Source organism: Roseomonas populi (assembly GCF_024594815.1).
In the GTDB taxonomy this organism is placed as follows: Bacteria; Pseudomonadota; Alphaproteobacteria; order Acetobacterales; family Acetobacteraceae; genus Roseomonas; species Roseomonas populi.
In genome coordinates, this window is the sequence record NZ_JANJOU010000003.1 from 95,155 (window position 1) to 116,495 (window position 21,341).

General features: G+C 72.5%; 25 protein-coding genes. 13 read left to right on the forward strand and 12 right to left on the reverse strand.

The window, feature by feature from the left end:
• Positions 1–18: 18 nt before the first annotated feature.
• The 6 genes from NRP21_RS05600 to NRP21_RS05625 all read right to left on the reverse strand — a co-directional run bounded on the left by NRP21_RS05600 (position 19) and on the right by NRP21_RS05625 (position 6,062).
• Positions 19–627: a hypothetical protein gene (locus NRP21_RS05600; protein ID WP_257715191.1), complete on the reverse strand. Its 609-nt coding sequence runs from the start codon at positions 625–627 to the stop codon at positions 19–21.
• Between the two features lie 95 nt (positions 628–722).
• Positions 723–1,670: an Hsp33 family molecular chaperone HslO gene (gene hslO / locus NRP21_RS05605; RefSeq protein ID WP_257715192.1), complete on the reverse strand. Its 948-nt coding sequence runs from the start codon at positions 1,668–1,670 to the stop codon at positions 723–725.
• Between the two features lie 100 nt (positions 1,671–1,770).
• Complete coding sequence (gene argF, locus NRP21_RS05610; protein ID WP_257715538.1) at positions 1,771–2,697, reverse strand: ornithine carbamoyltransferase; 927 nt, start codon at positions 2,695–2,697, stop codon at positions 1,771–1,773.
• A gap of 17 nt (positions 2,698–2,714) precedes the next feature.
• The gene (locus NRP21_RS05615; RefSeq protein WP_257715193.1) at positions 2,715–3,920 is read right to left on the reverse strand and encodes an aspartate aminotransferase family protein; all 1,206 of its coding nucleotides are present in this window, start codon (positions 3,918–3,920) and stop codon (positions 2,715–2,717) included.
• Positions 3,921–4,164: 244 nt separating this feature from the next.
• Positions 4,165–4,695 (reverse strand): hypothetical protein, encoded by a 531-nt coding sequence (locus NRP21_RS05620; protein WP_257715194.1) that lies wholly within the window; start codon positions 4,693–4,695, stop codon positions 4,165–4,167.
• 203 nt (positions 4,696–4,898) lie between these two features.
• Positions 4,899–6,062, reverse strand: a complete 1,164-nt coding sequence (locus tag NRP21_RS05625) for a PRC-barrel domain-containing protein (RefSeq protein WP_257715195.1) — start codon at positions 6,060–6,062, stop codon at positions 4,899–4,901.
• Positions 6,063–6,209: 147 nt separating this feature from the next.
• Here NRP21_RS05625 and NRP21_RS05630 point away from each other — a divergent pair, with 147 nt between their 5' ends.
• From NRP21_RS05630 to NRP21_RS05645, 4 genes are all read left to right on the forward strand, one after another.
• Positions 6,210–6,851, forward strand: coding sequence for a RecX family transcriptional regulator (locus NRP21_RS05630; protein ID WP_257715196.1), 642 nt, complete (start codon positions 6,210–6,212; stop codon positions 6,849–6,851).
• Positions 6,852–7,011: 160 nt separating this feature from the next.
• Positions 7,012–8,046, forward strand: coding sequence for a hypothetical protein (locus NRP21_RS05635; protein WP_257715197.1), 1,035 nt, complete (start codon positions 7,012–7,014; stop codon positions 8,044–8,046).
• 97 nt (positions 8,047–8,143) lie between these two features.
• The gene (locus NRP21_RS05640) at positions 8,144–8,848 is read left to right on the forward strand and encodes an AzlC family ABC transporter permease (protein ID WP_257715198.1); all 705 of its coding nucleotides are present in this window, start codon (positions 8,144–8,146) and stop codon (positions 8,846–8,848) included.
• On the forward strand, positions 8,845–9,165 hold the full coding sequence (locus tag NRP21_RS05645) for an AzlD family protein (RefSeq protein WP_257715199.1): 321 nt from the start codon (positions 8,845–8,847) through the stop codon (positions 9,163–9,165). Before NRP21_RS05640 ends, NRP21_RS05645 begins: the two co-directional genes overlap by 4 nt.
• A 13-nt stretch (positions 9,166–9,178) precedes the next feature.
• On the opposite strand, the gene NRP21_RS05650 is transcribed toward NRP21_RS05645, so the two are convergent.
• Together NRP21_RS05650 and cysK are read right to left on the reverse strand one after the other, a co-directional pair.
• Positions 9,179–9,343 carry a hypothetical protein gene (locus tag NRP21_RS05650; RefSeq protein ID WP_257715200.1) on the reverse strand — a complete coding sequence of 55 codons (165 nt, stop codon included), beginning with the start codon at positions 9,341–9,343 and terminating at the stop codon, positions 9,179–9,181.
• Between the two features lie 186 nt (positions 9,344–9,529).
• Positions 9,530–10,498, reverse strand: coding sequence for a cysteine synthase A (cysK, locus tag NRP21_RS05655; RefSeq protein WP_257715201.1), 969 nt, complete (start codon positions 10,496–10,498; stop codon positions 9,530–9,532).
• Positions 10,499–10,770: 272 nt separating this feature from the next.
• On the opposite strand from cysK, the gene NRP21_RS05660 reads away from it, so the two are divergent.
• The 3 genes from NRP21_RS05660 (at position 10,771) to NRP21_RS05670 (ending at position 11,573) form a co-directional block, all read left to right on the forward strand.
• A complete protein-coding gene (locus NRP21_RS05660; RefSeq protein ID WP_257715202.1) occupies positions 10,771–10,908 on the forward strand; it encodes a hypothetical protein in 138 nt (45 codons plus the stop codon).
• A gap of 2 nt (positions 10,909–10,910) precedes the next feature.
• Positions 10,911–11,108 carry a hypothetical protein gene (locus tag NRP21_RS05665; protein WP_257715203.1) on the forward strand — a complete coding sequence of 66 codons (198 nt, stop codon included), beginning with the start codon at positions 10,911–10,913 and terminating at the stop codon, positions 11,106–11,108.
• Positions 11,109–11,273: 165 nt separating this feature from the next.
• Positions 11,274–11,573 carry a hypothetical protein gene (locus NRP21_RS05670; protein WP_257715204.1) on the forward strand — a complete coding sequence of 100 codons (300 nt, stop codon included), beginning with the start codon at positions 11,274–11,276 and terminating at the stop codon, positions 11,571–11,573.
• A gap of 64 nt (positions 11,574–11,637) precedes the next feature.
• On the opposite strand, the gene NRP21_RS05675 is transcribed toward NRP21_RS05670, so the two are convergent.
• The 3 genes from NRP21_RS05675 to NRP21_RS05685 all read right to left on the reverse strand — a co-directional run bounded on the left by NRP21_RS05675 (position 11,638) and on the right by NRP21_RS05685 (position 15,939).
• A complete protein-coding gene (locus NRP21_RS05675) occupies positions 11,638–12,435 on the reverse strand; it encodes a Bax inhibitor-1/YccA family protein (RefSeq protein WP_257715205.1) in 798 nt (265 codons plus the stop codon).
• Positions 12,436–12,694: 259 nt separating this feature from the next.
• The gene (locus NRP21_RS05680) at positions 12,695–15,208 is read right to left on the reverse strand and encodes an ABC transporter permease (protein ID WP_257715206.1); all 2,514 of its coding nucleotides are present in this window, start codon (positions 15,206–15,208) and stop codon (positions 12,695–12,697) included.
• On the reverse strand, positions 15,205–15,939 hold the full coding sequence (locus NRP21_RS05685) for an ABC transporter ATP-binding protein (RefSeq protein WP_257715207.1): 735 nt from the start codon (positions 15,937–15,939) through the stop codon (positions 15,205–15,207). Before NRP21_RS05685 ends, NRP21_RS05680 begins: the two co-directional genes overlap by 4 nt.
• A 109-nt stretch (positions 15,940–16,048) precedes the next feature.
• Here NRP21_RS05685 and NRP21_RS05690 point away from each other — a divergent pair, with 109 nt between their 5' ends.
• Genes NRP21_RS05690 through cobB form a run of 3 tightly spaced genes read left to right on the forward strand, consistent with a single transcriptional unit; the run spans position 16,049 to position 17,900 of the window.
• Complete coding sequence (locus tag NRP21_RS05690; RefSeq protein ID WP_257715208.1) at positions 16,049–16,597, forward strand: arylesterase; 549 nt, start codon at positions 16,049–16,051, stop codon at positions 16,595–16,597.
• A 6-nt stretch (positions 16,598–16,603) separates the two neighbouring features.
• A complete protein-coding gene (gene thpR, locus NRP21_RS05695) occupies positions 16,604–17,140 on the forward strand; it encodes an RNA 2',3'-cyclic phosphodiesterase (protein WP_257715209.1) in 537 nt (178 codons plus the stop codon).
• A 34-nt stretch (positions 17,141–17,174) separates the two neighbouring features.
• The gene (cobB, locus tag NRP21_RS05700; RefSeq protein ID WP_257715210.1) at positions 17,175–17,900 is read left to right on the forward strand and encodes a Sir2 family NAD+-dependent deacetylase; all 726 of its coding nucleotides are present in this window, start codon (positions 17,175–17,177) and stop codon (positions 17,898–17,900) included.
• A gap of 19 nt (positions 17,901–17,919) precedes the next feature.
• Here the strand turns inward: cobB and NRP21_RS05705 are convergent, their stop codons facing one another.
• Positions 17,920–19,089: a helix-turn-helix transcriptional regulator gene (locus NRP21_RS05705; RefSeq protein WP_257715211.1), complete on the reverse strand. Its 1,170-nt coding sequence runs from the start codon at positions 19,087–19,089 to the stop codon at positions 17,920–17,922.
• A gap of 145 nt (positions 19,090–19,234) precedes the next feature.
• On the opposite strand from NRP21_RS05705, the gene NRP21_RS05710 reads away from it, so the two are divergent.
• The 3 genes from NRP21_RS05710 to NRP21_RS05720 all read left to right on the forward strand — a co-directional run bounded on the left by NRP21_RS05710 (position 19,235) and on the right by NRP21_RS05720 (position 21,328).
• On the forward strand, positions 19,235–19,873 hold the full coding sequence (locus NRP21_RS05710; RefSeq protein WP_408639602.1) for a uracil-DNA glycosylase family protein: 639 nt from the start codon (positions 19,235–19,237) through the stop codon (positions 19,871–19,873).
• Positions 19,810–20,856 (forward strand): hypothetical protein, encoded by a 1,047-nt coding sequence (locus NRP21_RS05715; RefSeq protein WP_257715212.1) that lies wholly within the window; start codon positions 19,810–19,812, stop codon positions 20,854–20,856. Before NRP21_RS05710 ends, NRP21_RS05715 begins: the two co-directional genes overlap by 64 nt.
• A 211-nt stretch (positions 20,857–21,067) precedes the next feature.
• Positions 21,068–21,328, forward strand: coding sequence for a DUF6894 family protein (locus NRP21_RS05720; RefSeq protein ID WP_257715213.1), 261 nt, complete (start codon positions 21,068–21,070; stop codon positions 21,326–21,328).
• Positions 21,329–21,341 lie beyond the last annotated feature (13 nt).

Here is a 21,341-nt window from a genome sequence, read left to right on the forward strand (position 1 = left end):
CTTATCAGCCAACCCTTATCAGCCCCGGGGCAAGTCCTGGCGCTCAATCCCCTCCGGACTGTCCACCGGCGCCACGGGGGCGGCGGGGGTGGTCTCCAGCAGCCAGTCCCGCAGGTTGCGGCGGACCTGCAGCTCGAACTCCACGTTCAGGTCCTCCATGGCGCCCACCATCACCGTCTCGGCGGCGCGGGCTCGGGCGGCGGCGCTGCTGCCGAAGCCGCTGAGGCTGCGCCGCGCCTCGGCCTGCGCGAAGGCCACGCGCCTGCCGCTGCCGTCCATCACCTCCAGCCGCGCGCGCAGAAGCACGGAGACGGAGTCGCCGGAACGGAGGAGGGTCGCCGCCTCCACCACGAAGCGCCCCTGCCCCGTGGTACCGGAGGGAATGACGCGGTCCCGCCCCATCCGCGCCACTTCGGCCGCGGGCAGGATCGGCGCGGGCGGATCGACGCGGCCCTCCACGGGGGTGTCGATCACCTCCAGATCCGCCACGTTCAGCCGCAGCGGCGTCAGCCAGGCGTAGCCGGCCGGCCGGGGCGGCAGCGGCGGCAGATCCCGCCCACCGCAGGCAAGCAGGAGGAGCGGCGCGCCGAGCGCGAGGCGCCGCCCCATCACGGGTCGTCCGATCATGGTTCCCTGTAACCCCCGATGGCCGGATTCCGCGTTAGCCGATCGGGGCCGCTTCCAGAAGGGGCGCATTCAGGCCCGCCCTGAAGGGGCGTGGTTCAGGCCCTTCCCGCGCCGCCCTTCACCTCGGCCCGGTCGAAGCGGAAGCCGAGGTTGCAGAACTCGCAGGTCATGGTGATGTGCCCGTGCTCGGCCATCTCATCCAGGTCGCTGTCCGGGAAGCCCTGCAGCACCCCCGCCAGCCGCGCGCGGGAGCAGCGGCAGCCGTAGGAGAGCGCGCGCGGGCGGTCCACCAGCAGCCCTTCCAAGTGGAACAGGCGGTGCAGGAGCTGCTCCGGCGCCAGGGCGTCGTCCAGCATCTCCGCCTCCGTCACCGTGGCGGCCAGGGTGGTTGCGGTGTGCCAGGCATCGTCCGCCGCCTCGGTGTTCAGCCCGTCGATGCCGCCTTCCGCGGCCACGCGCTCCAGGATCAGCGCGGTGGCGCGCCAGCCCTCCGGCGTGCGGCGGCAGGCCAGGCGCACGAAGGCCTGAAGCTGCTCGGAGGTGCGGAAGTAGGCGTCCGTCATCTCCGCCAGCGTCCCGCCCTCGATCGCCACGATGCCCTGGTAGCGGTCCATCTCCGGCCCCTGGTCGCAGGTGAAGGCCAGGTAGCCCTTGCCCAGCAGCGCCCCGGCCTCGCCCTGCGGCATGCCCTCGGCACGGGCATAGCCACGGATCTCGCCCGCATCCGTGCAGTCCGCCAGCAGCATCGGAACCGGCCCGTCCCCCTTCGCCTGGAGGGAGAAGGAGCCGCGGAACTTCAGGGCCGCCGCGAGCCCGGCCGTCAGCGCCAGGGCCTCGCCCAGAAGGCGGGATGCATCCTCGGACAGCTCGTGCCGGGGGATCAGCGCATCGGCCAGGCCGCCCAGCCGCACCAGCCGGCCGCGCACGGGCCGCCCTTCCAGGTGGAAGGGCAGGATGGCCCGCGGCACGACCATGTCCGGCACGGGCGGACGGTCATGGTTCAGGAGATCGGGGGTGTCGGAGGGGCGGGTAACGTTCTGCACCGGCCCTAGATAGGGTCCGTCCGCCCCGCGTCACAGGGTGGTTGGGCCGCGCCGGGCGCATGGCCCGGCTGCGGCTTATTGTACGCCACCCTGGACGGATTCAGTTCCCGCCAAGCGCCCAGAGCAGCACGCCCTTCTGCGCGTGCAGCCGGTTCTCCGCCTCGTCGAACACCACGCTCTGCGGGCCGTCGATCACCTCGTCCGTGATCTCCTCGCCACGATGCGCCGGCAGGCAGTGCATCACGATGGCGTCCGGCGCGGCGTTCCGCAGCAGGGCGGCGTTCAGCTGGTAGGGCGCCAGCATGTTGTGCCGGTTCCGCATCTCCCGCTTCTCGTCGCTCATGGAAATCCAGGTATCCGTCACCACGCAGCGCGCGCCGCGCACCGCCTCGGCCGGGTCGCTGAACAGCTCCACCGTCGCGCCCTGCGCCCGCGCCCAGGCCAGCAGCTCGGCCGGCGGCGCCAGCTGCGCGGGGGTGGCGAGGCGAAGGGTGAAGTTGAACCGCGCCGCCGCCTGGATGAAGGACTGGGCCACATTGTTGCCGTCCCCCGTCCAGGCCACGACCTGCCCGGCAATTGGCCCGCGATGCTCCTCGAAGGTCATCACGTCGGCCATCAGCTGGCAGGGGTGCGAGACGTCCGTCAGGCCGTTGATCACGGGCACGGTGGCGTATTCCGCCAGTTCCCGCATCTTCTGCACGTTGTCGGTCCGCAGCACGATCGCATCCACGTAGCGGGAGAGGACGCGCGCCGTGTCCGCCGGCGTCTCGCCACGGCCGAGCTGCGTGTCCTTGCTCGTCAGCGTGGTCACGAAGCCGCCGAGCTGGCGGATGCCCACCTCGAAGGAGACGCGGGTTCGCGTGCTCGGCTTCTCGAAGATCAGCGCGACCGTCTTGCCGGCCAGCGGCCTCTCCGCCACCTCGCCGCGCTTGGCGCGGTTGCCGAGGTCCAGCATCCGCCGCAGCGTCGCCGTGTCGAAGTCCATCAGTTCCAGGAAATGGCGGGGGGCCGGGCGGCCCCCCTCCATGCTCTTGAGCGCGGCGCTCACTTCGCGGCCGCCTTCGCGTTCCCGGGCGTCATGCGCAGGCAGGCGCGATCCAGCAGGCGCAGCGCCTCGTCCGCCTCCGCCTCGGTGATGATCAGCGGCGGCGCCACGCGCAGCACGTTCATCCCCGCCGCCACCGTCAGCAGGCCTTCCGCCACCGCGGCGCCCTGCATTTCGGTGTTGGACACGGCCTCCTGCAGACGCAGGCCCAGCAGCAGACCGGCGCCCTGCACGCCCGCCACCACCTTCGGGTGCCGCGCGGCGAGGTCCTGCATGCCGCGCCAGAGATGGCGCGCCACGCGGTCCACGTTGTCGAGGAAGCCCGGCGCCAGGATCACGTCCAGCACCGCGTTCCCCGCCGCACAGGCCAGCGGGTTGCCGCCATAGGTGCTGCCATGCGTGCCGGGCTTCAGGTACTGCGCCACCTTCTCCCGCGCGAGCGTGGCGCCGAGCGGGAAGCCGCCGCCGATGCCCTTGGCCGAGGAGATGATGTCCGGCTCGATCCCGGACCACTGATAGGCCCAGAGCTTGCCGGAGCGGCCCATGCCGGTCTGCACCTCGTCAAGCGCGAGCAGCAGCCCGAACTCGTCGCACACCGTGCGCAGCTCCTGCAGGAAGCGCAGGTCGGCCGGGCGCACGCCGCCCTCGCCCTGCACCGGCTCGATCATGATCGCCGCCGTCTCCTTCGTGATCGCCTGGCGCACGGCGTTCATGTTGCCGAAGGGCACGTGGTCGAAGCCTTCCACCGGCGGGCCGAAGCCCTCCAGGTACTTCGCGTTCCCCGTGGCGGAGATCATGGCCAGCGTGCGGCCGTGGAAGGCGCCCTCGAAGCAGATGGTACGGTACCGCTCGGGATGGCCCTCGGAGGCGTGGTACTTGCGGACCGCCTTCACCATCGCCTCGTTCGCCTCGGCGCCCGAGTTGGAGAAGTACACGCTATCCGCGAAGGGCGTCGCCTCCACCAGCCGCTGCGCCAGGCGCTCGGCCTGCTTCACGCGGTAGAGGTTGGAGGTGTGCATCACCCGCGCCGCCTGCTCAGCGATGGCCTGCACGAGGTGCGGGTTGCCGTGGCCGATGCTGGAGGTCGCGATGCCCGCGCCGAAATCCAGGAATCGTCGCCCCTGCTCGTCCCACAGCCAGGCGCCCTCGCCCCGCTCAAAGACGAGGTCGGCGCGGTTGTAGTTCGGCATCAAGGCGGGGATCACGTGGCGTGGCCCTCCGGTGGTCCCGCGGGCGATGCGGGTGTCGCGGCGCCGGGCGGGAGACGACGGAAAATGGAGGAAAGGCGCCGCCGGGTCAAAGGATCCGGGGCGTGGAGCCCTGCGATGGGGGCAGGGAAGCCCCCGGCAAACGGCAGGGGCGCCGCCTTTCGGCGACGCCCCGCATCCGCTGGCCATTGGAGCCGGATCAGTGACCCCGGATCAGTGACCCCGGATCAGCGGTCCCGGATCAGCGACCCTGGGTGCTCAGCGTGTTCGGCGCGGAGCCCGGGCTGGCCGGGTTCGTGTTCGGCGCCGTGCCGACCGGGCTCGCCGGCGTCATGCTGCCCGTCGAGTCCGTGCTGGCGCTCGCCGGGGTGGTGCGGCGGGGCGAGCGGTGGTGATGGCGGTGCCGGCTGCTGCGGCTCGCCACGGGGCGGCAGTCGCTCGGGTCGGTGGTGCCGAGGGAGCGGGACACCGCGGTGCCGGGCGGGTTGCCGGGGGTGCAGTCCGGGCGGCCATCGACGTTCAGCGGGTCACCGATACGGTCATTGGCGCGGGAGACGGCAGTGCCCGGCGGGTTGCCCGGCGTGCCGTCCGGCCGGCCGGAGGTGTTCAGCGGGTCGCCGGCCCGCGCATTGGCGCGGGAGACCTCGGTGCCCGGCGGGTTGCCGGGAGCGCCATCCGGACGGTTGGCGGTGTTCAGCGGGTCGTTGCTGCAGGCGGCCAGGGCGCCGACAGAAAGGGCCAGCGCGGCGGCGCGAAGGGTTGTGGAAAGCATCCTCTGCTCACTCCATCGGATTGTTCTGGCCGCGCATGCTGCGGGGCCTGCCGGGGCAACGCCGCATTCACGCGCGGGTTCCTCATGGGATGAGCCGTTCGGATGAAATTCCGAACGGAATCCCAGAGCGCCGATTCGCTGCCGCAGATGCGAAAAAGGCCCGGGCGCGACGCGCCCGGGCCCCACTTCGGAAAGCGCCCCGATCAGCCGCGGCGGGCGGAGTCGTAGGAGTAGGCCGGAAGCGACGTCAGGCTCTCCTTCGTCGCGCCCGTGATGGTCCAGCGGTTGTCGGCCGCCGACCAGCGCAGGTCAGACATCGGAACGGCCACCAGCTTCGCGCCGATGCCGAGGAACCCGCCCACCGAGATCACCGCCAGCGGCGATGAATTGCCGCTCGGCAGGATCACGTCGTCCACCGATCCGATGGACTCGTTGCGCTCGTTGTACACGCTGGAGCCGATGATGCGGCTCACCCGGTCCGTCTGGGCCACCGGCGCCGTCGCCGCCGGGCTGGCCGCGGTGGTCGAGGCGGCGCGGTTGGTCGTGCCCGTGTTGTTGGCCGGCGCGCCCGAAGGGCCAGAGGGATTGTTCGGGGCAGTCCCGGCCGCCTGGTTCTGCAGCGGCGCGCTCATGGTCCCGGTGCGGGCCTGGCTGCCATCCGGCATGGTGTTCACCGGGCCGGGCTGGCCGCCCTGCGACCGGGCCGCGCCGGAAGTGTTCGCCCCGGAGTTGCCGTTCTGGGCCGTCATGCCGCCGGACGCGTTGTTGTTCGTGGTGTTGTTATCCGCGGTGGCGCGATCCGCCGCGCGGCCCACGGCGGTGCCGGGCGGGTTGTTCGGCGTGCCGTCGGTGTTCTGCGGGAAGGCACCGGACATGTTGGTGCCCAGCGCGCGGTCCAGGCCGCGCGTCACGGCGGTGCCGGGCGGGTTGCCGGGCGTGCCGTCCGGGCGATTCTCGGTGTTCGCCGGGTCGCCCGCGCGCTGGTTGGCGCCGGACACGCTCTCGCCCGCGCGGTCCAGCGCGCGGCCCGCCGCCGTACCGGGCGGATTACCGGGCGTGCCGTCGGGCCGTTTCTGCGTGTTCAGCGGGTCACCCGCGCGCTGGTTGGCGTTCGCGGCGTTCTCGCCGGCGCGGTCCACCGCGCGGCCCAGCGCCGTGCCGGGCGGGTTGCCGGGGGTGCCGTCCGGCGGGGTGCGGTTTCCCGTCACGCTGTCCGCCGCGCGCTGCGTCGCGGTGGAGGGCGGGTTGCTGGCCGTACCGTCGCGCGGGGTGGCTTGGCCCTGGGTCTGGGCGAGAGCCGGCAGCGCGAGAAGCGCCGCAGCGGCCGTCATTCCCAGCAGGCTCGACTTGTTGGACCGGATCGTCATGCGGCGCCTCCTTTGGTGATCCTCGACTTGGCGGAGCAACGCCAGCCGCCAGAAGCGGGTTGCGGGCTCCTCCACCGCGCGGCCTCTCCATGGGGCCTCTCCACGGGGCCTCTCCACGGGGCCGGCCGCCAGTGCCACATTCCCGGCATGGCCGAGAGCACATCGCCGCCCCGGCGCCCCCGGAGGGAGAGGCGCCCCCCCACCGCCGGCCCTGCCCCCGACGAAGCGCGCCTGCACGAGGCGGCGCTGAACCACCTGGCCCGCTTCGCCGCCACGGAGGCCGGGCTGACCCGCGTGCTGCAGCGCCGCGTGGCCCGCTGGGCGCAGCGGGCGGAGCGCGAGGGCATGGCGCCGGAGGTTATCGCCCCCATCGTCGCCCGGGGCCGCACCGCGGCGGCCTCCGTCGCGAAGCGCATGGTCGCAGCCGGCGCGGTGGACGATGCCGCCTTCGCGGCCGCCCGCACCCGCCGCCTCTCGCGCGCCGGCCGGTCCCGCCGCGCCATCGCCGCCCACCTGGCCGCGAAGGGAGTGGGCGGGGAACTGGCCTCCGGCACGCTGGAGGAGGCCGCGACGGACGAGGTGGCGGCCGCGCTGTCCCATCTCCGCCGCCGCCGCCAGGGCCCCTTCGGCCCCACCCCGCCGGAAGAGCCCGAGGAGGCCCGCGCCGCCCGGATGAAGGCCCTGGCCGCCCTTGCCCGCGCCGGCTTCCCGCGGGAGGTGGCGCAGGCCGCGCTGGACCTGGACCGCGAGGAGGCGGAGGCGCGGATCATCGAATCCCGGCGGGGCTGAACCACCCCGCCGAAGCACCACTGGCCGGCCAAGGATCGTGCGGGATCTCGGATGCCGATGGCGGATCAGAACGGAGTCTTACGAACTCGCATCGAATCCGATGCCATTCCGGCCGGCATGACCGTACCCTCACGGCCGGCGAGGTTATGCGGGTGCTCCGATGCTCGGGTCAGAGGCGCTGGAGATAGCGGTCGGCTTGGTGCTGGTCTTCCTGCTCATCAGCCTGCTGCTGACAGCCCTGACCGAGATCATTGAGGCGGTCCTCAAGACCCGGGCCGCCGACCTGGAGCGGGCGATCGGGCTGATGCTGCAGGACCCGGTCGGCGGTGGCGACAAGGCCGTCGCACGCTTCTACGAGCACCCGCTCGTCTTCGCGCTCTTCAACGGCAGGTACGAAGCCAGCAGATCGAGCTGGTTCTTCACTCGGGAAACCGGCGGCAGCCTGCCTTCCTACATCCCCCGCGACATCTTCTCGGCGGTGGTGCTGGACCTGGAAAGCGCGGGCACCGCGGGTAACGGCCTATCAGGTGTCGTCGAGAGCTACCGGCGCATCTACGGCGGGGACATCGCCACGCTAAAGGCCAATCTCGAGAGCTGGTACGATGGCGTGATGGACCGTGCCGCGGGCTGGTACAAGCGGCGCACACAGAAGCTCCTGTTCTGGCTCGGCCTCACCCTGGCCGTCGCGCTCAACATCAACCCGGTCATCATCGGCCAGCACCTCTCCGCCATGCCCGAAGCGCGCGCGGAGATGGTGAGGCTCGCGCAAGGTGCGCTCGACGAAGGCCCTCCGGCTGCGGGCGACGAGGAACGGCTGCGCCGGCTGGATACGGCCGTTCGGCAGGTCGGCCTGCCGATCGGCTGGAACGAGTTCGCCATCAGCCGCTCCTTCCCTCCGGGCAACGGGCCGGGCGGCTGGGCGCTGGCGATCCTGCTCGCCCTGCTCGGTTGGCTGGCCACCGCCGTCGCCACGACGCTGGGCGCGCCATTCTGGTTCGACGTGCTCAACAAGCTGATGGTGATCCGCGCAACGGTGAAGCCGAAGGAGAAGAGCCGGGACGAGGCGTCGGAGGACCGTTCCCGCACGGACCGCCGGATCGAGGCGGCCGTGGTGCTTCCCGGCCGCCCGGCCGCAGGGGCCGCGGGCGATTCCATGCCCGGCGCCTCGGCGGATCCGGCCGCGCCGAGGACGTGATGCGCCACCGCGCCGCGGGAGTCCGGCCGGGGGACATGCCGAGCCCCGGGGCGCCGCCGCATGGCGCCCGCCCCCCTTCCCACCTATACCCGCCGCCATGCCGGTCATCTTCACCCGAAACGGGGTGCGGCGCGGGGTGCTTCGGGGCATCCCCCTGCTCCTGGGAATCGCGCCCTTCGGTGTCGTGGTCGGCGTCATCGCCCTGCGCCACGGGCTGACCCTCGCCGAAACCCTGCTGATGAGCGCCCTGGTCTTCGCCGGCGCCTCCCAGCTCCTGGCGCTGGAGCTCTGGACCAATCCGCCGGACATCCTCGCCGTCGCCATCGCCGCGCTGGTGGTGAACATCCGCATGGTGCCGATCGGCGCTGCGCTTTCCTTCTGGCTGGACCACATGCGGGGCTGGCGCCTCTGGACCTCTCTCTTCGTCACGGTGGACCACTCCTTCGCCCTCTCGGTCGCGGAGCACCGGGCCGGGGGCCGGGACGCGGGGTTCCTCCTCGGCCTCGGCGTCCTCACCTGGATCGCCTGGGTCGCCGCTACCGCCGCCGGCCACGTGCTGGGCGCCGCCATCTCCCTCGCCGACGACAACCCCATCTTCTTCGCGGCCCCGGCGAGCTTCGTCGCCATCCTCGCGGCGCTGTGGCGCAGCGCGCGTCAGGACGTTCCGCCCTGGCTCCTTGCCGCCGCTACCGCACTCGGCGCCCAGGCCTTGAGCCTGCCCGCGCCGATGCCCCTGCTGGCCGGCGCCTTCGCCGGCGCCGCCCTCGGCGCCTGGCGGGAAGGGCGGGAGGCGCGGCCATGACCCCAACCGCCATGACCCTGCGGCTGGACGTCACCCTCGCCATCATCGCGATGGGGCTGGTGACCTATTTCTGCCGCGCCGGCGGCTACGCCATCCTGCGCGCCATGCGCACGCCGCCGGTGGTGGACGCGCTGCTGCGGAACCTGCCGGCCCCGCTCTTCGCGGCCTATGTGGCGCTCTCCCTCTCCCGCCAGGACATGGCGGCGGTGCTGGCGAGCATTCCCTGCGCCGCCGCGCACATGCGCTGGGGCAATTTCGGCCTGTCGATCGTCGTGGGCGTCGGCGCCGTCGCCCTGCTGCGCTGGGCGGGGATCTGAAGGCCTCGCCCGGTCAGTCCAGCAGGGCAACCCCGGCCGAGGAAACGGCCATCCCGATCAGGATCCGAAGCACTGCCCAGAGCGGCTCGTCGCCGAACAGGGGGGAAGGCGGCGCCATGTTCGCCAGGATCACCGGCAGGCCGCCGAGCAGAAGGGCAAAACCGAACCAAGATGCCATCCTGACCTCCCTGGCCTGGGCATCCCGGCACCCGATCCCGGCCGCCGGCATCCCCTGCCCATCCTCCGGACGGTGAGACACGACCGCGGGCGCACCGGGCCGCGATCGCATCCGGACCGTCCGAGAACGCTTAATACAACCCAGGGTTGTTTTGCCAGGGATTTCTCCCGCCGCCCTGGCGGTGCGCTACAAGCCCGCGAAGAGAGCCGTGGACAGGTAGCGCTCCGCGAAGCTGGCGGCGATGCCAACCACCAGGCGCCCTTCCATCGCCGGCTCCCGCGCCACCTGCAGGGCCGCGTGCAGCACGGCGCCGGAGGAGATGCCGATCGGCAGCCCCTCCTCTCGCGCGCAGCGTCGGGCGGCGGCGATCGCCTCGCGCTCGGAGACGCGGAGGACGGCATCCATCCGCTCCAGCTCCAGGACAGCGGGGCGGAAACCGGCGCCGATGCCCTGGATGTCGTGCGGCCCCGCCTCGTCGCCGGAGAGCACGGCCGATTCCGCCGGCTCCACCGCGATCACGCGCAGCCCCGGGCGGCGCGGCTTCAGCGCGCGGGCGATCCCGGTCAGCGTGCCGCCCGTGCCCACGCCGCCCACCACCGCGTCCACCTCCCCGCCCGTATCCGCCCAGATTTCCTCGGCGGTGGTGCGGGCGTGGATGGCGGGATTGGCGGGGTTGTCGAATTGCCTGGGCATCCAGGCACCGGGCGTGGCGGCGACGATCTCCTCCGCCCGCCCGATGGCGCCGGCCATGCCGCGCTTCGCGGGCGTCAGCACCAGTTCCGCCCCTAACAGCGCCATCATCTTCCGGCGCTCCTCGCTGGCGCCGTCCGGCATCACCACGATCAGCCGATAGCCCTTGGCGGCCGCCACGAAGGCCAGCGCGATGCCCGTGTTGCCGGAGGTCGGCTCGACGAGGGTGGATTCCCCCGGCCGGATCAGCCCTGCCGCCTCCGCTTCCTCCACCATGGCCAAGCCGATCCGGTCCTTCACGGAGGCCAGCGGGTTGAAGAACTCGAGCTTCAGCGCAAGCCGGGCGGGCAGCCCCTCGGCCGCCTCGATCCGGGGCAAGCGCACCAGGGGCGTCGCGCCCACCGCCTCCAGGACGCTGCCGTAGAGGCGACCGCGAGAGGCCGGAGTCAGGGTTCCTGTGGACATCGGGGCCGGGCTTATCGCGGGGGCGGGATGACGTCCATCGCCAACCCACGCCGCAGGGGAGGATCATCCCCCGGATTGCCCGAAGATTGATCGTTCCATTTCATCGACACGCACCGGTCCCGCGTTGAATCATGGGCCATCGGCAACACAGACGCGAGGAGGCCCGGACGGTGCCCGCGATACGGAACGGGGAAGGCTGTCGGCGCTGAGCGCACGCCTTCCAACCCAGAACCTCCCCCTTCCCGGCCCCAGGCCGGCCCCGGAGACGGCCCATGATCCGCATCGCCACCTCTTCCCGCGCCGCCAGCGCCTTCCGCTCGCTGATGGCACGCCTCTTTCCCCGCACCCCCGCGCCGCCGCGCCAGTCCGACATCGAGCGCGCCCTGCTCCGCGCGCTGGGAGGGCTGTGACGGTGCTCGCCTCACGCCCCATCAGCGTGGAAGGCCGCTTCGTCGGCGTCGCCGTGGCGCGCGAGGCCGACTGGCTCTTCCTCGCCACCGATCCCGTGCTGGAGGACCTGGAGGGCGCCTCCTTCCCCAGCCCGGCCGAGGCCTCGCGCGTGGCGCGGCTGGTCCTGCTGCGCGGCCAGGGCCGGCGGGAAGCGGCGTGATGCCGCGCCTGGCGGACCTGTCGCTGCGGGCGGCGCTCCTCCTCGGCAGCGTACTGCTGCTGGCGCACATGGTCGCGGGCTGACCGGCCCGGCCCGTCGGAAGAACCCCGGGGAGCGATCCCCGGGGTTTTGCGTTTCTAGCGACGGAACGCGCGTGGAGGCGGCATGGCCGGCCTTATCGGGCGGGTGGCGATCACCCTCGGCGCTTGGCTGGTCTTCCTGGCCATCGGCCTGCTGGCCGCCGATTCCGTCCCCTATCCCGGCCCCGCCACCAGCTTCGACATGGTGTTCAGCCGCTACGCCGAGGATGTCTGGGCCATCGCCTCCGCCGGCCTCATCCCCGGCACCATCCTGGCGAGCCGCTGGCGGCGGGACCGCGATCCTGCCCCCCTGCGCCGCGACCAGAGCATCGCGACCGGCATCGTCATCCTGCTGCTCTGGACCGCGCTCGTCGATTCGGCCTGACGCGCACAAGAAAAAACCCCGGGGATCGCTCCCCGGGGTCCTCTCGCTTCGCGGGATGGTCCGATCAGTCGCTGGACTGGCGGACGCCCATGAACTGCAGCAGCAGCTGGAAAAGGTTCACGAAGTTCAGGTACAGCCCCAGCGCGTCGAAGACGGAGCGCTTGGCCGCCTCATCGGAACCCTCCGCATAGGCGTACTCGACGTAGTCGTTCTTGATCCGCTGCGTGTCGTAGGCGGTGAGACCGGTGAAGATCACCACGCCGAGGACGGAGATCGCGAACTGCAGCGCCGTGCTGCCGATGAAGGCGTTGACCAGCCCGGCGATGACGATGCCGATCAGGCCCATCATCAGGAAGCCGCCCATCCGCGTCAGGTCGGCGTTCGTGGTGTAGCCGTAAAGGCTGACGGCCGCGAACATGCCGGCGGTGACGAGGAAGGTGCTGGCGATCGAGGTGCCGACATACACGGCGAAGATGTTCGCCATGCTGGCGCCCATCGCCAAGCAGAAGGCCCAGAACAGCGCCTGCGTCGCGCCCTTCGAGAGGCGGTTGATGCCGAAGCTCAGCACCAGCACGAAGGCGAGCGGGGCGAAGATCGCCACGAAGCCGAGGATGGTCGGCTGCGTCGCCAGGCCGCGCGGGGTGCGCACGACGTTGAAGAACAGCTCGGCCAGCTGCGTGTTCGCGATGACGTAGGCGGTGATGGCCGTCAGCGCGAGGCCGGACGCCATCCAGTTGTACACGCGCAGCATGTAGGCGCGCAGACCGGCGTCCAGCGTCGCGGCGTCGGTGGCGGCGCGGCCCATCGGCTGCGTCCAGGCGGACTGGCCGCTCTGGAAACGGTTGTCGGGACCGAAGGCCATGTCTGTCAGAACTCCTTCCGGGGAGGGCACTCGCCATCCCCGCACGCCGATATATGGACTTCCTGTAATCCAAATCAAGCGGGCAACCTGCGTGACAGGATTTCGTAAGGTTTTCAGGCCCCGCCCCCGGCCGGTGGCCCCGGCCGCGCAGCGCACCGCCCCTTCTGGATGCCCGAAGCGGCGATTCGCTCGGAACTGCCCGAGAGCGGGGCGGGGAAGCGGGGCCCGAACAGGCCACGCCCCCTTCCGCACCGAACGCCTACTCGTTCCGCAGCAGCGGCGCCGCCTTCGCGCGCAGCGCCAGTGCGGTTCCGGCGTAGCCCATGGCCAGGGTTAGAACGACGCAGAACAGGATCGTCCCCGCCAGCGTCCCGGGCAGGAACACCCAGTCCGTGCGCATCACGAAGCGCGTCACTCCCCAGGAGGCCGCCGTGCCCGCGCCGGCCGCCACCAGCCCCGCCACCAGCCCCAGAAGGCCGAACTCCACCAGCCAGGCCCGCCGGATTTGCGCCCGCGTGGCGCCCAGGGTCTTCAGCACCACCGCGTCCCGGATCCGCCGCCTCTGCCCCGCCGCCACCGCGCCCGCCAGCACCAGCAGGCCGGAGAGCAGCGTGAGCCCGGCGGTGGAGGTGAGCGCCGAGCCGAGCTTCGTCAGCAGCGCCGCCAGAGCGTCCAGCGCGTCCCGCACACGGATGCCCGTCACGTTCGGGAAGGCGTCCGTCACCGCCCGCAGCAGCTGGGCGTCCCGCGCCGGGTCGCCCCGCACGGTAGCGATATGCGTGTGCGGCGCCGCCTCCAGCAGCCCGGGGGAGGCGATCATGGTGAAGTTCAGCCCCAGCCCCCGCCACTGGATATCCCGGGTGGAGGTGACGCGCAGCGGAATGTCCCGCCCCAGCACATTCACCACGATGGTGGAGCCAAGGCCGGCGTTCCACCCGCGCGCCAGGTTGTCGTCCAGCGAGACGAGCGGCTCACCCCGGTAGTCCGGCGCCCACCATTGCCCCTGCACGATCCGCGTCCCCTCCGGCGGCGCGGCGGAATAGGTCAGGCCGCGGTCGCCGCGCAGCGCCCAGCGCGTCTCGTCCGTTGCCTGCACCTCCTCCGCCGGAACCCCGTTCACGGAGACGATCCGGGCACGGAGCGAGGGCACGCGCCGCACCTCGTTCACCCCCGGCACGCCCTTCGCCACCTCGTCGAACCGCGCAGCCTGATCGGACTGGATGTCGATGAAGTAGAAGGAGGGCGCGGCATCCGGCAGGCTCTCCGTGATCTGGGCGCGCAGGTTGCCCTGGATCAGCGCGATGGCCGCCAGCGTGGTCAGCCCGATGCCGAGGGAGACGAGCATCAGCGAGGTCGGCGCCCCCGGCCGGTGCAGGTTCGCCAGCCCCAGCCGCAAGGAGGGCCGGCGATAGGCCGGGATGCGCCGCGCCACCGCCTGCAGCCCGGCCGCGGCTAGGCGGAACAGCGCCAGCGTGCCCAGCGCCGCCCCGCAGAAGGAAAGGGCGAAGAGCGGCCGCTCCGCCGTGAAGACCACCAGCGCCACCAGCACGGCCACCGCCGCCGCGTTCGCCAGGATCAGCCCCGGGCGTGGCCGGGCGGCGCCGGGCTGCACGCTGTCCCGGAACAGGGCGGCGCCGGGAATGTCCCGCGCCCGGCCCAGGGGCCAGAGGGCGAAGGACAGGGCCGTCAGCACGCCATAGGCGGCGGCCAGCAGCAGCGGCAGGGGGTAGAAGCCCAGCCTCGGCGGCACGGGCAGCGCATCCGCCAGCATCGAGGCGCCGGCGAGGGTCAGCCCGTAGCCCGCCACCAGCCCGATCGCGATCCCCAGCAGCGACAGCGCCATCACCTGGATCAGGTAGGTGGCGAAGATCGCCCCCGCCGGCGCGCCGAGGCAGCGCAGGGTCGCGATGGTCCGCCCCCGCTGCTCCAGCCAGGAGCGCACGCCGGTCGCCACCCCGATCCCGCCCACAAGCAGGGCCGTCAGCCCGGCCAGGGTGAAGAACGAGGCCGCCTGGTCCAGGAAGCGGTTCACCCCCGGCTGCCCCTGCGAAGCGTCGCGCACCCGCCAGCCGCCATCGGCGAAGGGCGCGGTCCGCAGCGCGCCCGCCAGGGCGCGGGCATCGGCCCCGGGCGCCAGGGCGGCGCGCAGTTCATAGGTCACGAGGCTGCCGGGCTGGATCAGCCGCGTCGCCTCCAGCGCGGAGAGCGGGATGATGGCGCGCGGGCCGAGCACCGCCGGCCCTGCCACCTTGTCAGGCTCGGAGACGATGGCGCCGCGATAGGCGAAGCGCTCCTCCCCGATCCGCACCTCGTCGCCGGGGCGGAGGTTCAGCCGCTCCGCCACCAGCGGGTCCATCACCACGGGCGCGCGGCCCTCGGCACCTGTGCCAAGCGGCCCCGGCGGGTCCAGCTGCAGCTCGCCGTAGAGCGGATAGGTCGAATCGGTCGCCTTCAATTCCACCAGTGTCCGTTCACCCCCTGGCGCCACGGCCATGGCGCGCATGGAGACCTGATCGGCCACCCGTGCCCCGCGTGCCTCCAGCCAGGTCCGCGCCTCCGGCGGGAAGGGCCGGGAATTGGCGGCCGCCACGTCCCCGCCCAGCAGCCGCGCCCCTTCCGAGGAGAGTCCGGCATCAATCGCCGCGCGCAGCGTGCCCACCGCCGCAATGGCGGCAACCCCCAGCGCCAGGCAGGCCAGCACGATCCGCAGCCCGCGCACGCCCCCGCGCAGCTCCCGCCGCGCCAGGCGCCAGCCCATGGCGAGATTGCTCATGCCCTGAGGCCGCTGTCGGAGACGATCCGGCCATCCTCCACCCGAACCTGCCGCTCGCAGCGGGCCGCCAGGGCCGGGTCGTGGGTGATGAGGACGAGGGTGGTGGAGAACCGTTCCCGCAGGCCGAAGAGGAGGTCCATCACCTTCTCCCCCGTCGCCCGGTCCAGGTTGCCCGTGGGCTCGTCCGCCAGCATCAGCGCGGGCTCCGCCACGAAGGCGCGGGCGAGCGCCACCCGCTGCTGCTCCCCGCCCGAGAGCTGCCCGGGATAGTGGGAAAGGCGGTGCCCCAGCCCGACGGAGCGCAGCGCCTCCGCCGCCCGGTCGAAGGCGTCGTCCCGCCCGGCGAACTCCAGCGGAATCGCCACGTTCTCCAGGGCGGACATGGTGGGGACGAGGTGGAAGGCCTGGAAAACGATGCCGAGGCGGTCCCGCCGGAAGCGGGCCAGCGCGTCCTCGTCCATGCCGGCCAGGTCCTGCCCGGCCACGCGAAGCGTGCCGCCCGTCGGCCGTTCCAGCCCCGCCAGCAGCATGAGGAGCGAGGTTTTGCCCGAACCCGAAGGCCCGACGATGCCCACCGCCTCCCCCGGCCGGACCGAGAGGTCCACCCCCCGGAGGATGTTGACCTCTCCTCCGGCCCCCACCACCCTGAAGGCCAGTGCGCGAGCATCGATCAGGGGCGAGCCGGCCGTCGCGTCAGCGGCGGCCGGAATCTGGGTCAGGGAATCCGGCATGAAGGCGAGATTGGGGCGCCGGGGCTTCCTGAATAGGGGCGCGGGAGTTTCCGTTCTGTGTCTGGCGGGTTTTCCCGCCCTGGCCCAGGCGCGCCCGCTAAAGCTGCTGATGCTCGGGGACAGCATCACCGCCGCCTATGGCCTGGCGAAATCCGATGGACTGCCGGCCAAGCTGGAGGCCGCGCTGAAGGCCAAGGGGCAGGCGGTGACGGTGATCGACGCCGGCGTCTCCGGCGATACCACCGCCGGCGGCCGATCCCGCCTGGAATGGTCCCTGGCCGACAAGCCCGATGCCGTAATCGTCGCCCTCGGCGGCAATGACGGGCTGCGCGGGATCGAGCCGCGCAACAGCGAGGCCAACCTGCGCGCCATCCTGGAAGCACTGAAGGCCCGGAACATCCCCACGATGATCGCAGGGATGCTGGCACCGCCGAATCTCGGCGCCGATTACGGGCGGGAGTTCGCGGCGGTGTTCCAGACCTTGCACCGCGACTTCCCCGATGCCGTCTTCTACCCCTTCCTGCTGGACGGCGTGGCCGGAGAGGCCGCGCTGAACCAGCCCGACCGGATCCATCCCAACCCGCAGGGCGTCGAGGAGATGGTGCGCCGCATGGTGCACGCCGTCGAAACCCTGCTCAGCAAGGCGAGGCCCGCTTAAGCCCCCATGGTCCGGCTTTTCGTCGCACTCGCCCTGCCGGAGACGCTGCGGACGCAGCTCTCCATGCTCACCGGTGGCATCCAGGGCGCCCGCTGGGTGCCGCCTGAGAACTACCACCTGACGCTCCGCTTCATCGGCGAGGTGGAGGGATGGCGGGCCGACGAGGTGGACGAGGCCCTCTCCTCCATCCGCTGCAAGCCCTTCGACCTCTCCCTTCGCGGCGTGGGCACTTTCGAGAAGGCGGGGAAGATCGAGACCCTCTGGGTCGGCGTGGAGAAGTGCGAGGGGCTGACCCACCTGCAATCGAAGATCGAGACGGCGCTGCAGCGCATGGGCCTGGACCCGGAGCGCCGCCGCTTCGCGCCCCACGTGACGCTGGCGCGGACGGGCAAGGCGCCCTCCCACAAGCTCGTGGAGTGGGTACAGTCCCACAACCTCTTCCGCGCCCTGCCCGTGCCGATGGAGCACTTCACCCTCTTCTCCTCACGGCTCGGCAAGGAGAGCCCGGTCTACATCCCGGAGGTGGAGTACGAGCTTGCCTGACCGTGGGGATCGCAGCAGGGCGCAGCCCGGAGGCGTGAAGCCCCACGCAGCCACGCCGCCATCGATCGTCGTGCTGACCGGCGCCGGGATCTCGCGCGAATCCGGGCTGCACACCTTCCGCGACCCGGACGGCATCTGGGCCCGCCACCGGATCGAGGACGTGGCGACGCCGGAGGCCTTCGCCCGCGACCCCTCCCTGGTGCAGGGCTTCTACAATGCCCGCCGCACGCAGCTGCGCGAGGCCGGCGTCCAACCCAATGCCGCCCACGCCGCGCTGGCGGAGCTGGACGCGCGTTGGCCGGGCGAGTTCCTCCTCGTCACCCAGAACGTGGACGACCTGCACGACCGCGCCGGGTCCCGCCGCCTGATCCACATGCACGGCGAGCTGATGAAGGCTCGCTGCCTGCGCTGCGGCGCCGTCTCCCCCGCGCCCGGCGACCTCTCCGCCGAGACCCCCTGCCCCGCCTGCAGCCGCGCGGGCGGGATGCGCCCCCATGTCGTCTGGTTCGGCGAGATGCCGCTGGAGATGGAGCGGATCGGCGCCGCGCTGGAGCGGTGCGACCTCTTCGTCTCCATCGGCACCTCCGGCGCCGTCTATCCGGCGGCGGGCTTCGTGCGGGAGGTGCGCGACCGCGCCGACACGCTGGAGCTGAACCTGGAGCCGAGCGAGGGCAGCCACCTCTTCGACGAGGCGCGCCACGGGCCCGCCACGCAGCTCGTCCCCGCCTTCGTGCGCGAGATCCTGGCGAAGTGGACCTGATCCACGGCCCGCTCGGGCCTCAGTAGCCCGCCAAAAGCCCCAGCAGCCGCTCCAGCTCCCGCAGGTTCGCCGCGCCGGTCTTCTCCAGGATCACGCGCACCTGGGACCGCACCGTGGCGGGCCCCACGCCCCGGGCCGCCGCCGCGGCCTCCGTGCTCACCCCGCCGGCCAGGGCCAGCGCCACCTGCGCCTCGGCGGGGCTAAGCCCGAACAGGTCGCAGAGCACCGAGGCCACCGGCCCCCGCGCCCCACCCAGCGGCCGGGCCATGACGAGCACCTGGCCGGAAAAGGCGTTGTGGGATGTCCGGCCGTTCAGAGACGCCTCCAGCCCTGGCGGAAGCGCGGTGACGAGGACCGCGACGGAGGCGGGCACCCCGCCCTCCCCGCCCCCGTTCAGCCGCAGCCCGCCGCCCGAGACCTGCCGCGCCGCCACCGCGCGAACCATCCGAAGCAGTGCGGCGGTCTCGCCCGGGCTCTCCGCCCCGATCGATGCCGGCGAGGAGGGCGGGCCGGAGCGGGCGATCCGCAGGCCGATCCCCTCGCGCCCCAACGCCTCCGCGGCGGGATTCGCGTAGGTCACGCGAAGGCTCCGGTCCACCACCAGCACCGCGAGCGGAAGCGTCTGCAGCGCGGCGGCGGCCAGCGCCTCCCGCGCCCGCAGCCCGGCCTCGCGCAGGCGGTACTGGAGCCGCACGGCGCGCCGGAGATGCGGGAAAACCGCCTCCAGGGCGGCGCGGTCCGCCTCGGTGAAGGGGGAGGCGCGCTCCGGGCGGTGCAGGCCGAGCGGCATGATGCCCGCATCGCCCAACGGCAGCACGCTGCCGATGATGTGGTACAGGCCGATCCCCCGCCCGAACTCGGCGTAGAACTCGGATCGGCGATAGGCCTCGTAGTCCAGGTAGAGAGGGCCAGCCAGCACCCGCGGCTCCGGCCCTACGGGGTTGCGCGCCATGTACTCCGCGTAGCCGGCGACGAAGGGATCCTGCGCGTAGTACCGCACGGCGTAGGCACGCTCGGCCTCGGCCGGGATGTTCTCGGCGTAGAGCATCTCCACCCGGCCCGCCGCCGGATCGCCGGCCCAGAGCGTGGCGGTGTTGGCGCCCACCAGCCCCTTCAGGGCAAGACCCACCGCGTGCCAGGGAACAAGGCCGGTCGCGGCTTCGTAGGCGAGGTCGGCCACGTCGGGCACGGGTTCTATGGCCAATGTCGCCCCGATTCGGTGAAGCAACAACGGTGACGTCCCCGCATCCACCGTCAATGCCGGACGGGAAGATGCCTCCGGTCGGACGGCGGGACCCTTGACCGCCCCTCGGGATCGGCGGACCTGCGCCGGGATGGGCACGCCTCCCCTTCCCCGCCCCGCCGGCGCGCGCGACCCCGGCATCCCGCCCGCCGCCACCATGGCGGAGGCCGCGGCGGCCGCCCGCGCCTGCACGGTCTGCGCCCCGCACCTACCGCTCGGCCCGCGCCCCATCCACCAGCTGCACGCGCGGGCCCGCATCCTCGTCACCAGCCAGGCGCCGGGGACGAAGGCGCACCTCTCCGGCATCCCCTTCGAGGACGCCTCCGGCGAGCGCCTGCGGGACTGGCTCGGCCTGGGACGGGACCTGTTCTACGACCCGGAGGTGCTGGCCATCCTGCCCATGGGCATGTGCTACCCCGGCCGCCTGCCGCGCGGCGGCGATGCCCCGCCCCGGCCGGAATGCGCGCCGCTCTGGCACCCCCGCATCCTGCCGCGCTTCACCAACCTCCGGATCCGCCTCCTCGTCGGTTCCCATGCTATCCGCCACGTCCTGGGCCCGCGCATGCCGCTGGCCGAGCGCGTGGCGCGTTACGCGGAGGCCCTTCCGGCGCACTTTCCCCTGCCCCACCCTTCCTGGCGCACCCTCGTCTGGGCGAAGAGGAACCCATGGTTCGACACCGAGGTCATCCCCGCCCTGCGGCGCGAAGTGGCGCGGGCGCTGTCGGACTGATCGCGGCACTCCTCGCACTGGGGCTGCCCGGCCTCGCGCCTCCCGTCGCTGCGGCGCCGCTGGAGCGGGCGGAAGCCCTCGAGTTCCTCGTGCAGTCCGCCTGCCTGGATCCGGCGGGCCAGCCCATCCCCGGCCGCCTGCCCTTCGATCCAGGCTGCGACCGCCGCCGCCCCATGCGCGCCGGGGAGGCCCTGCCCTGGCGCAAGACGGACTGGCCCGGCCTCGCCCACATCGCCACCCAGCCCGAGGGCTACATGGCCTCGGACGCCCTGCTCGGGAACCTGCAGGGCCGGGAGGCGGCGATCCAGACCTTCGACTTCGGCGGCGGCAGTGCCGCCTTCGGCCGCTTCGACCCCGCCTCGGACGGCGGCCAGGTCGCCGTCCTCATCGCCGGCCGCGCGGAACTGGCCGTGACCCAGGATGGCGGGCGCCCCGGCCAGCTGCAGTGGTTCCTCTCCCCGGATTGTCGCCCCGGCGCCCCGGCGGCGGCCGGCTGGCTCGTCTTCGGCACGGAGGTCCCGACGGGCTGGTGGGGCCAGGCCGTCGCCCGCCTCCGCATCGCCCCAGCCTCCGACGCCTGCCCCACGGGCTTCGACCAGGCCCTGACGCGCTGGCGGCGGGAGAGGATCCCCATGCCCGTCCGCTTCCACGACGACCCGCGCGCCCGCGAGGTACCGATGGACGTCATCGTCTCCGAGCACTTCGGCGGCCCCACGGTGGCCGAGGGCGCCCATCTCGAACGCTTCTGGTACGCGCGCGGCCTCGGCATGGTCCGCTGGGAGAGGTGGGAGGACCCGGCCCGCAACCCGCGCGTGAAGGAGCGGGCGGAGTGGTTCGCCGGCACCGCCCGCTGCCGTCCCGCCCCCTTCTCCGAGCGGCCCGCGCCCGGGTGGGGGCTGGTGGATTGCCGCAGCTGGACCAATTTCCGCCGCCCCCGCGCAGGCGAGGTGCTGCACAGCACGGGCTGGCCCGGGCAACGTTGAGCGGCCCGGCACCTTTCGAGACGATCGCCATCGCGTGCAAACTTGCGCGCGGGCCGAGTGCTCCCCCTCGCGACCGTGAACGGTCTACCTATGTTAACTCGTTGCTGGCCGTACGAGATCCGACGTAGAGGACCAGGCATCGCTGGCCGCACCCTTGGCTGACGGCGACTGATGGCCTGGGTGCCGTCTCCACCTCGCCGCGATGCAGGTCATGCCCCGATACTTCTTCCACCTCCGCGACGGTAAATCGTTGCCAGATCGAGCCGGAACCGAGCTTCCGGACGTCGGTGCGGCGAAGTTGCGCGCCGTGCGGCTGGCCGGAGAGAGGCTGAAGGAGGATGACGGCGCGTTCTGGAAGGGCGAGGAGTGGCAGATGGAGGTGGTGGACTGCACCGGCCTCGTCCTGTTCACGCTCGACTTCATCGCCACCGAATCGCCGGCCATGCGCGCCGCCCAGAAGGTGGCGGATTAGGCGAAGCCGCGGG

Coding starts and splice junctions, on each gene's coding strand:
- NRP21_RS05680 (WP_257715206.1), bottom strand. CDS start 15,208: ATGAGCAATCTCGCCATGGGCTGGCGCCTGGCGCGGCGGGAGCTGCGC.
- NRP21_RS05630 (WP_257715196.1), top strand. CDS start 6,210: ATGGCCGAGAGCACATCGCCGCCCCGGCGCCCCCGGAGGGAGAGGCGC.
- NRP21_RS05720 (WP_257715213.1), top strand. CDS start 21,068: ATGCCCCGATACTTCTTCCACCTCCGCGACGGTAAATCGTTGCCAGAT.
- NRP21_RS05670 (WP_257715204.1), top strand. CDS start 11,274: ATGGCCGGCCTTATCGGGCGGGTGGCGATCACCCTCGGCGCTTGGCTG.
- NRP21_RS05675 (WP_257715205.1), bottom strand. CDS start 12,435: ATGGCCTTCGGTCCCGACAACCGTTTCCAGAGCGGCCAGTCCGCCTGG.
- NRP21_RS05640 (WP_257715198.1), top strand. CDS start 8,144: ATGCCGGTCATCTTCACCCGAAACGGGGTGCGGCGCGGGGTGCTTCGG.
- NRP21_RS05625 (WP_257715195.1), bottom strand. CDS start 6,062: ATGACGATCCGGTCCAACAAGTCGAGCCTGCTGGGAATGACGGCCGCT.
- NRP21_RS05715 (WP_257715212.1), top strand. CDS start 19,810: ATGGTTCGACACCGAGGTCATCCCCGCCCTGCGGCGCGAAGTGGCGCG.
- NRP21_RS05710 (WP_408639602.1), top strand. CDS start 19,235: ATGGGCACGCCTCCCCTTCCCCGCCCCGCCGGCGCGCGCGACCCCGGC.
- thpR (WP_257715209.1), top strand. CDS start 16,604: ATGGTCCGGCTTTTCGTCGCACTCGCCCTGCCGGAGACGCTGCGGACG.
- NRP21_RS05660 (WP_257715202.1), top strand. CDS start 10,771: ATGATCCGCATCGCCACCTCTTCCCGCGCCGCCAGCGCCTTCCGCTCG.
- NRP21_RS05635 (WP_257715197.1), top strand. CDS start 7,012: ATGCTCGGGTCAGAGGCGCTGGAGATAGCGGTCGGCTTGGTGCTGGTC.
- NRP21_RS05650 (WP_257715200.1), bottom strand. CDS start 9,343: ATGGCATCTTGGTTCGGTTTTGCCCTTCTGCTCGGCGGCCTGCCGGTG.
- argF (WP_257715538.1), bottom strand. CDS start 2,697: ATGGAGGGGGGCCGCCCGGCCCCCCGCCATTTCCTGGAACTGATGGAC.
- NRP21_RS05620 (WP_257715194.1), bottom strand. CDS start 4,695: ATGCTTTCCACAACCCTTCGCGCCGCCGCGCTGGCCCTTTCTGTCGGC.
- NRP21_RS05685 (WP_257715207.1), bottom strand. CDS start 15,939: ATGCCGGATTCCCTGACCCAGATTCCGGCCGCCGCTGACGCGACGGCC.
- NRP21_RS05600 (WP_257715191.1), bottom strand. CDS start 627: ATGATCGGACGACCCGTGATGGGGCGGCGCCTCGCGCTCGGCGCGCCG.
- NRP21_RS05690 (WP_257715208.1), top strand. CDS start 16,049: ATGCTCGGGGACAGCATCACCGCCGCCTATGGCCTGGCGAAATCCGAT.
- NRP21_RS05645 (WP_257715199.1), top strand. CDS start 8,845: ATGACCCCAACCGCCATGACCCTGCGGCTGGACGTCACCCTCGCCATC.
- cysK (WP_257715201.1), bottom strand. CDS start 10,498: ATGTCCACAGGAACCCTGACTCCGGCCTCTCGCGGTCGCCTCTACGGC.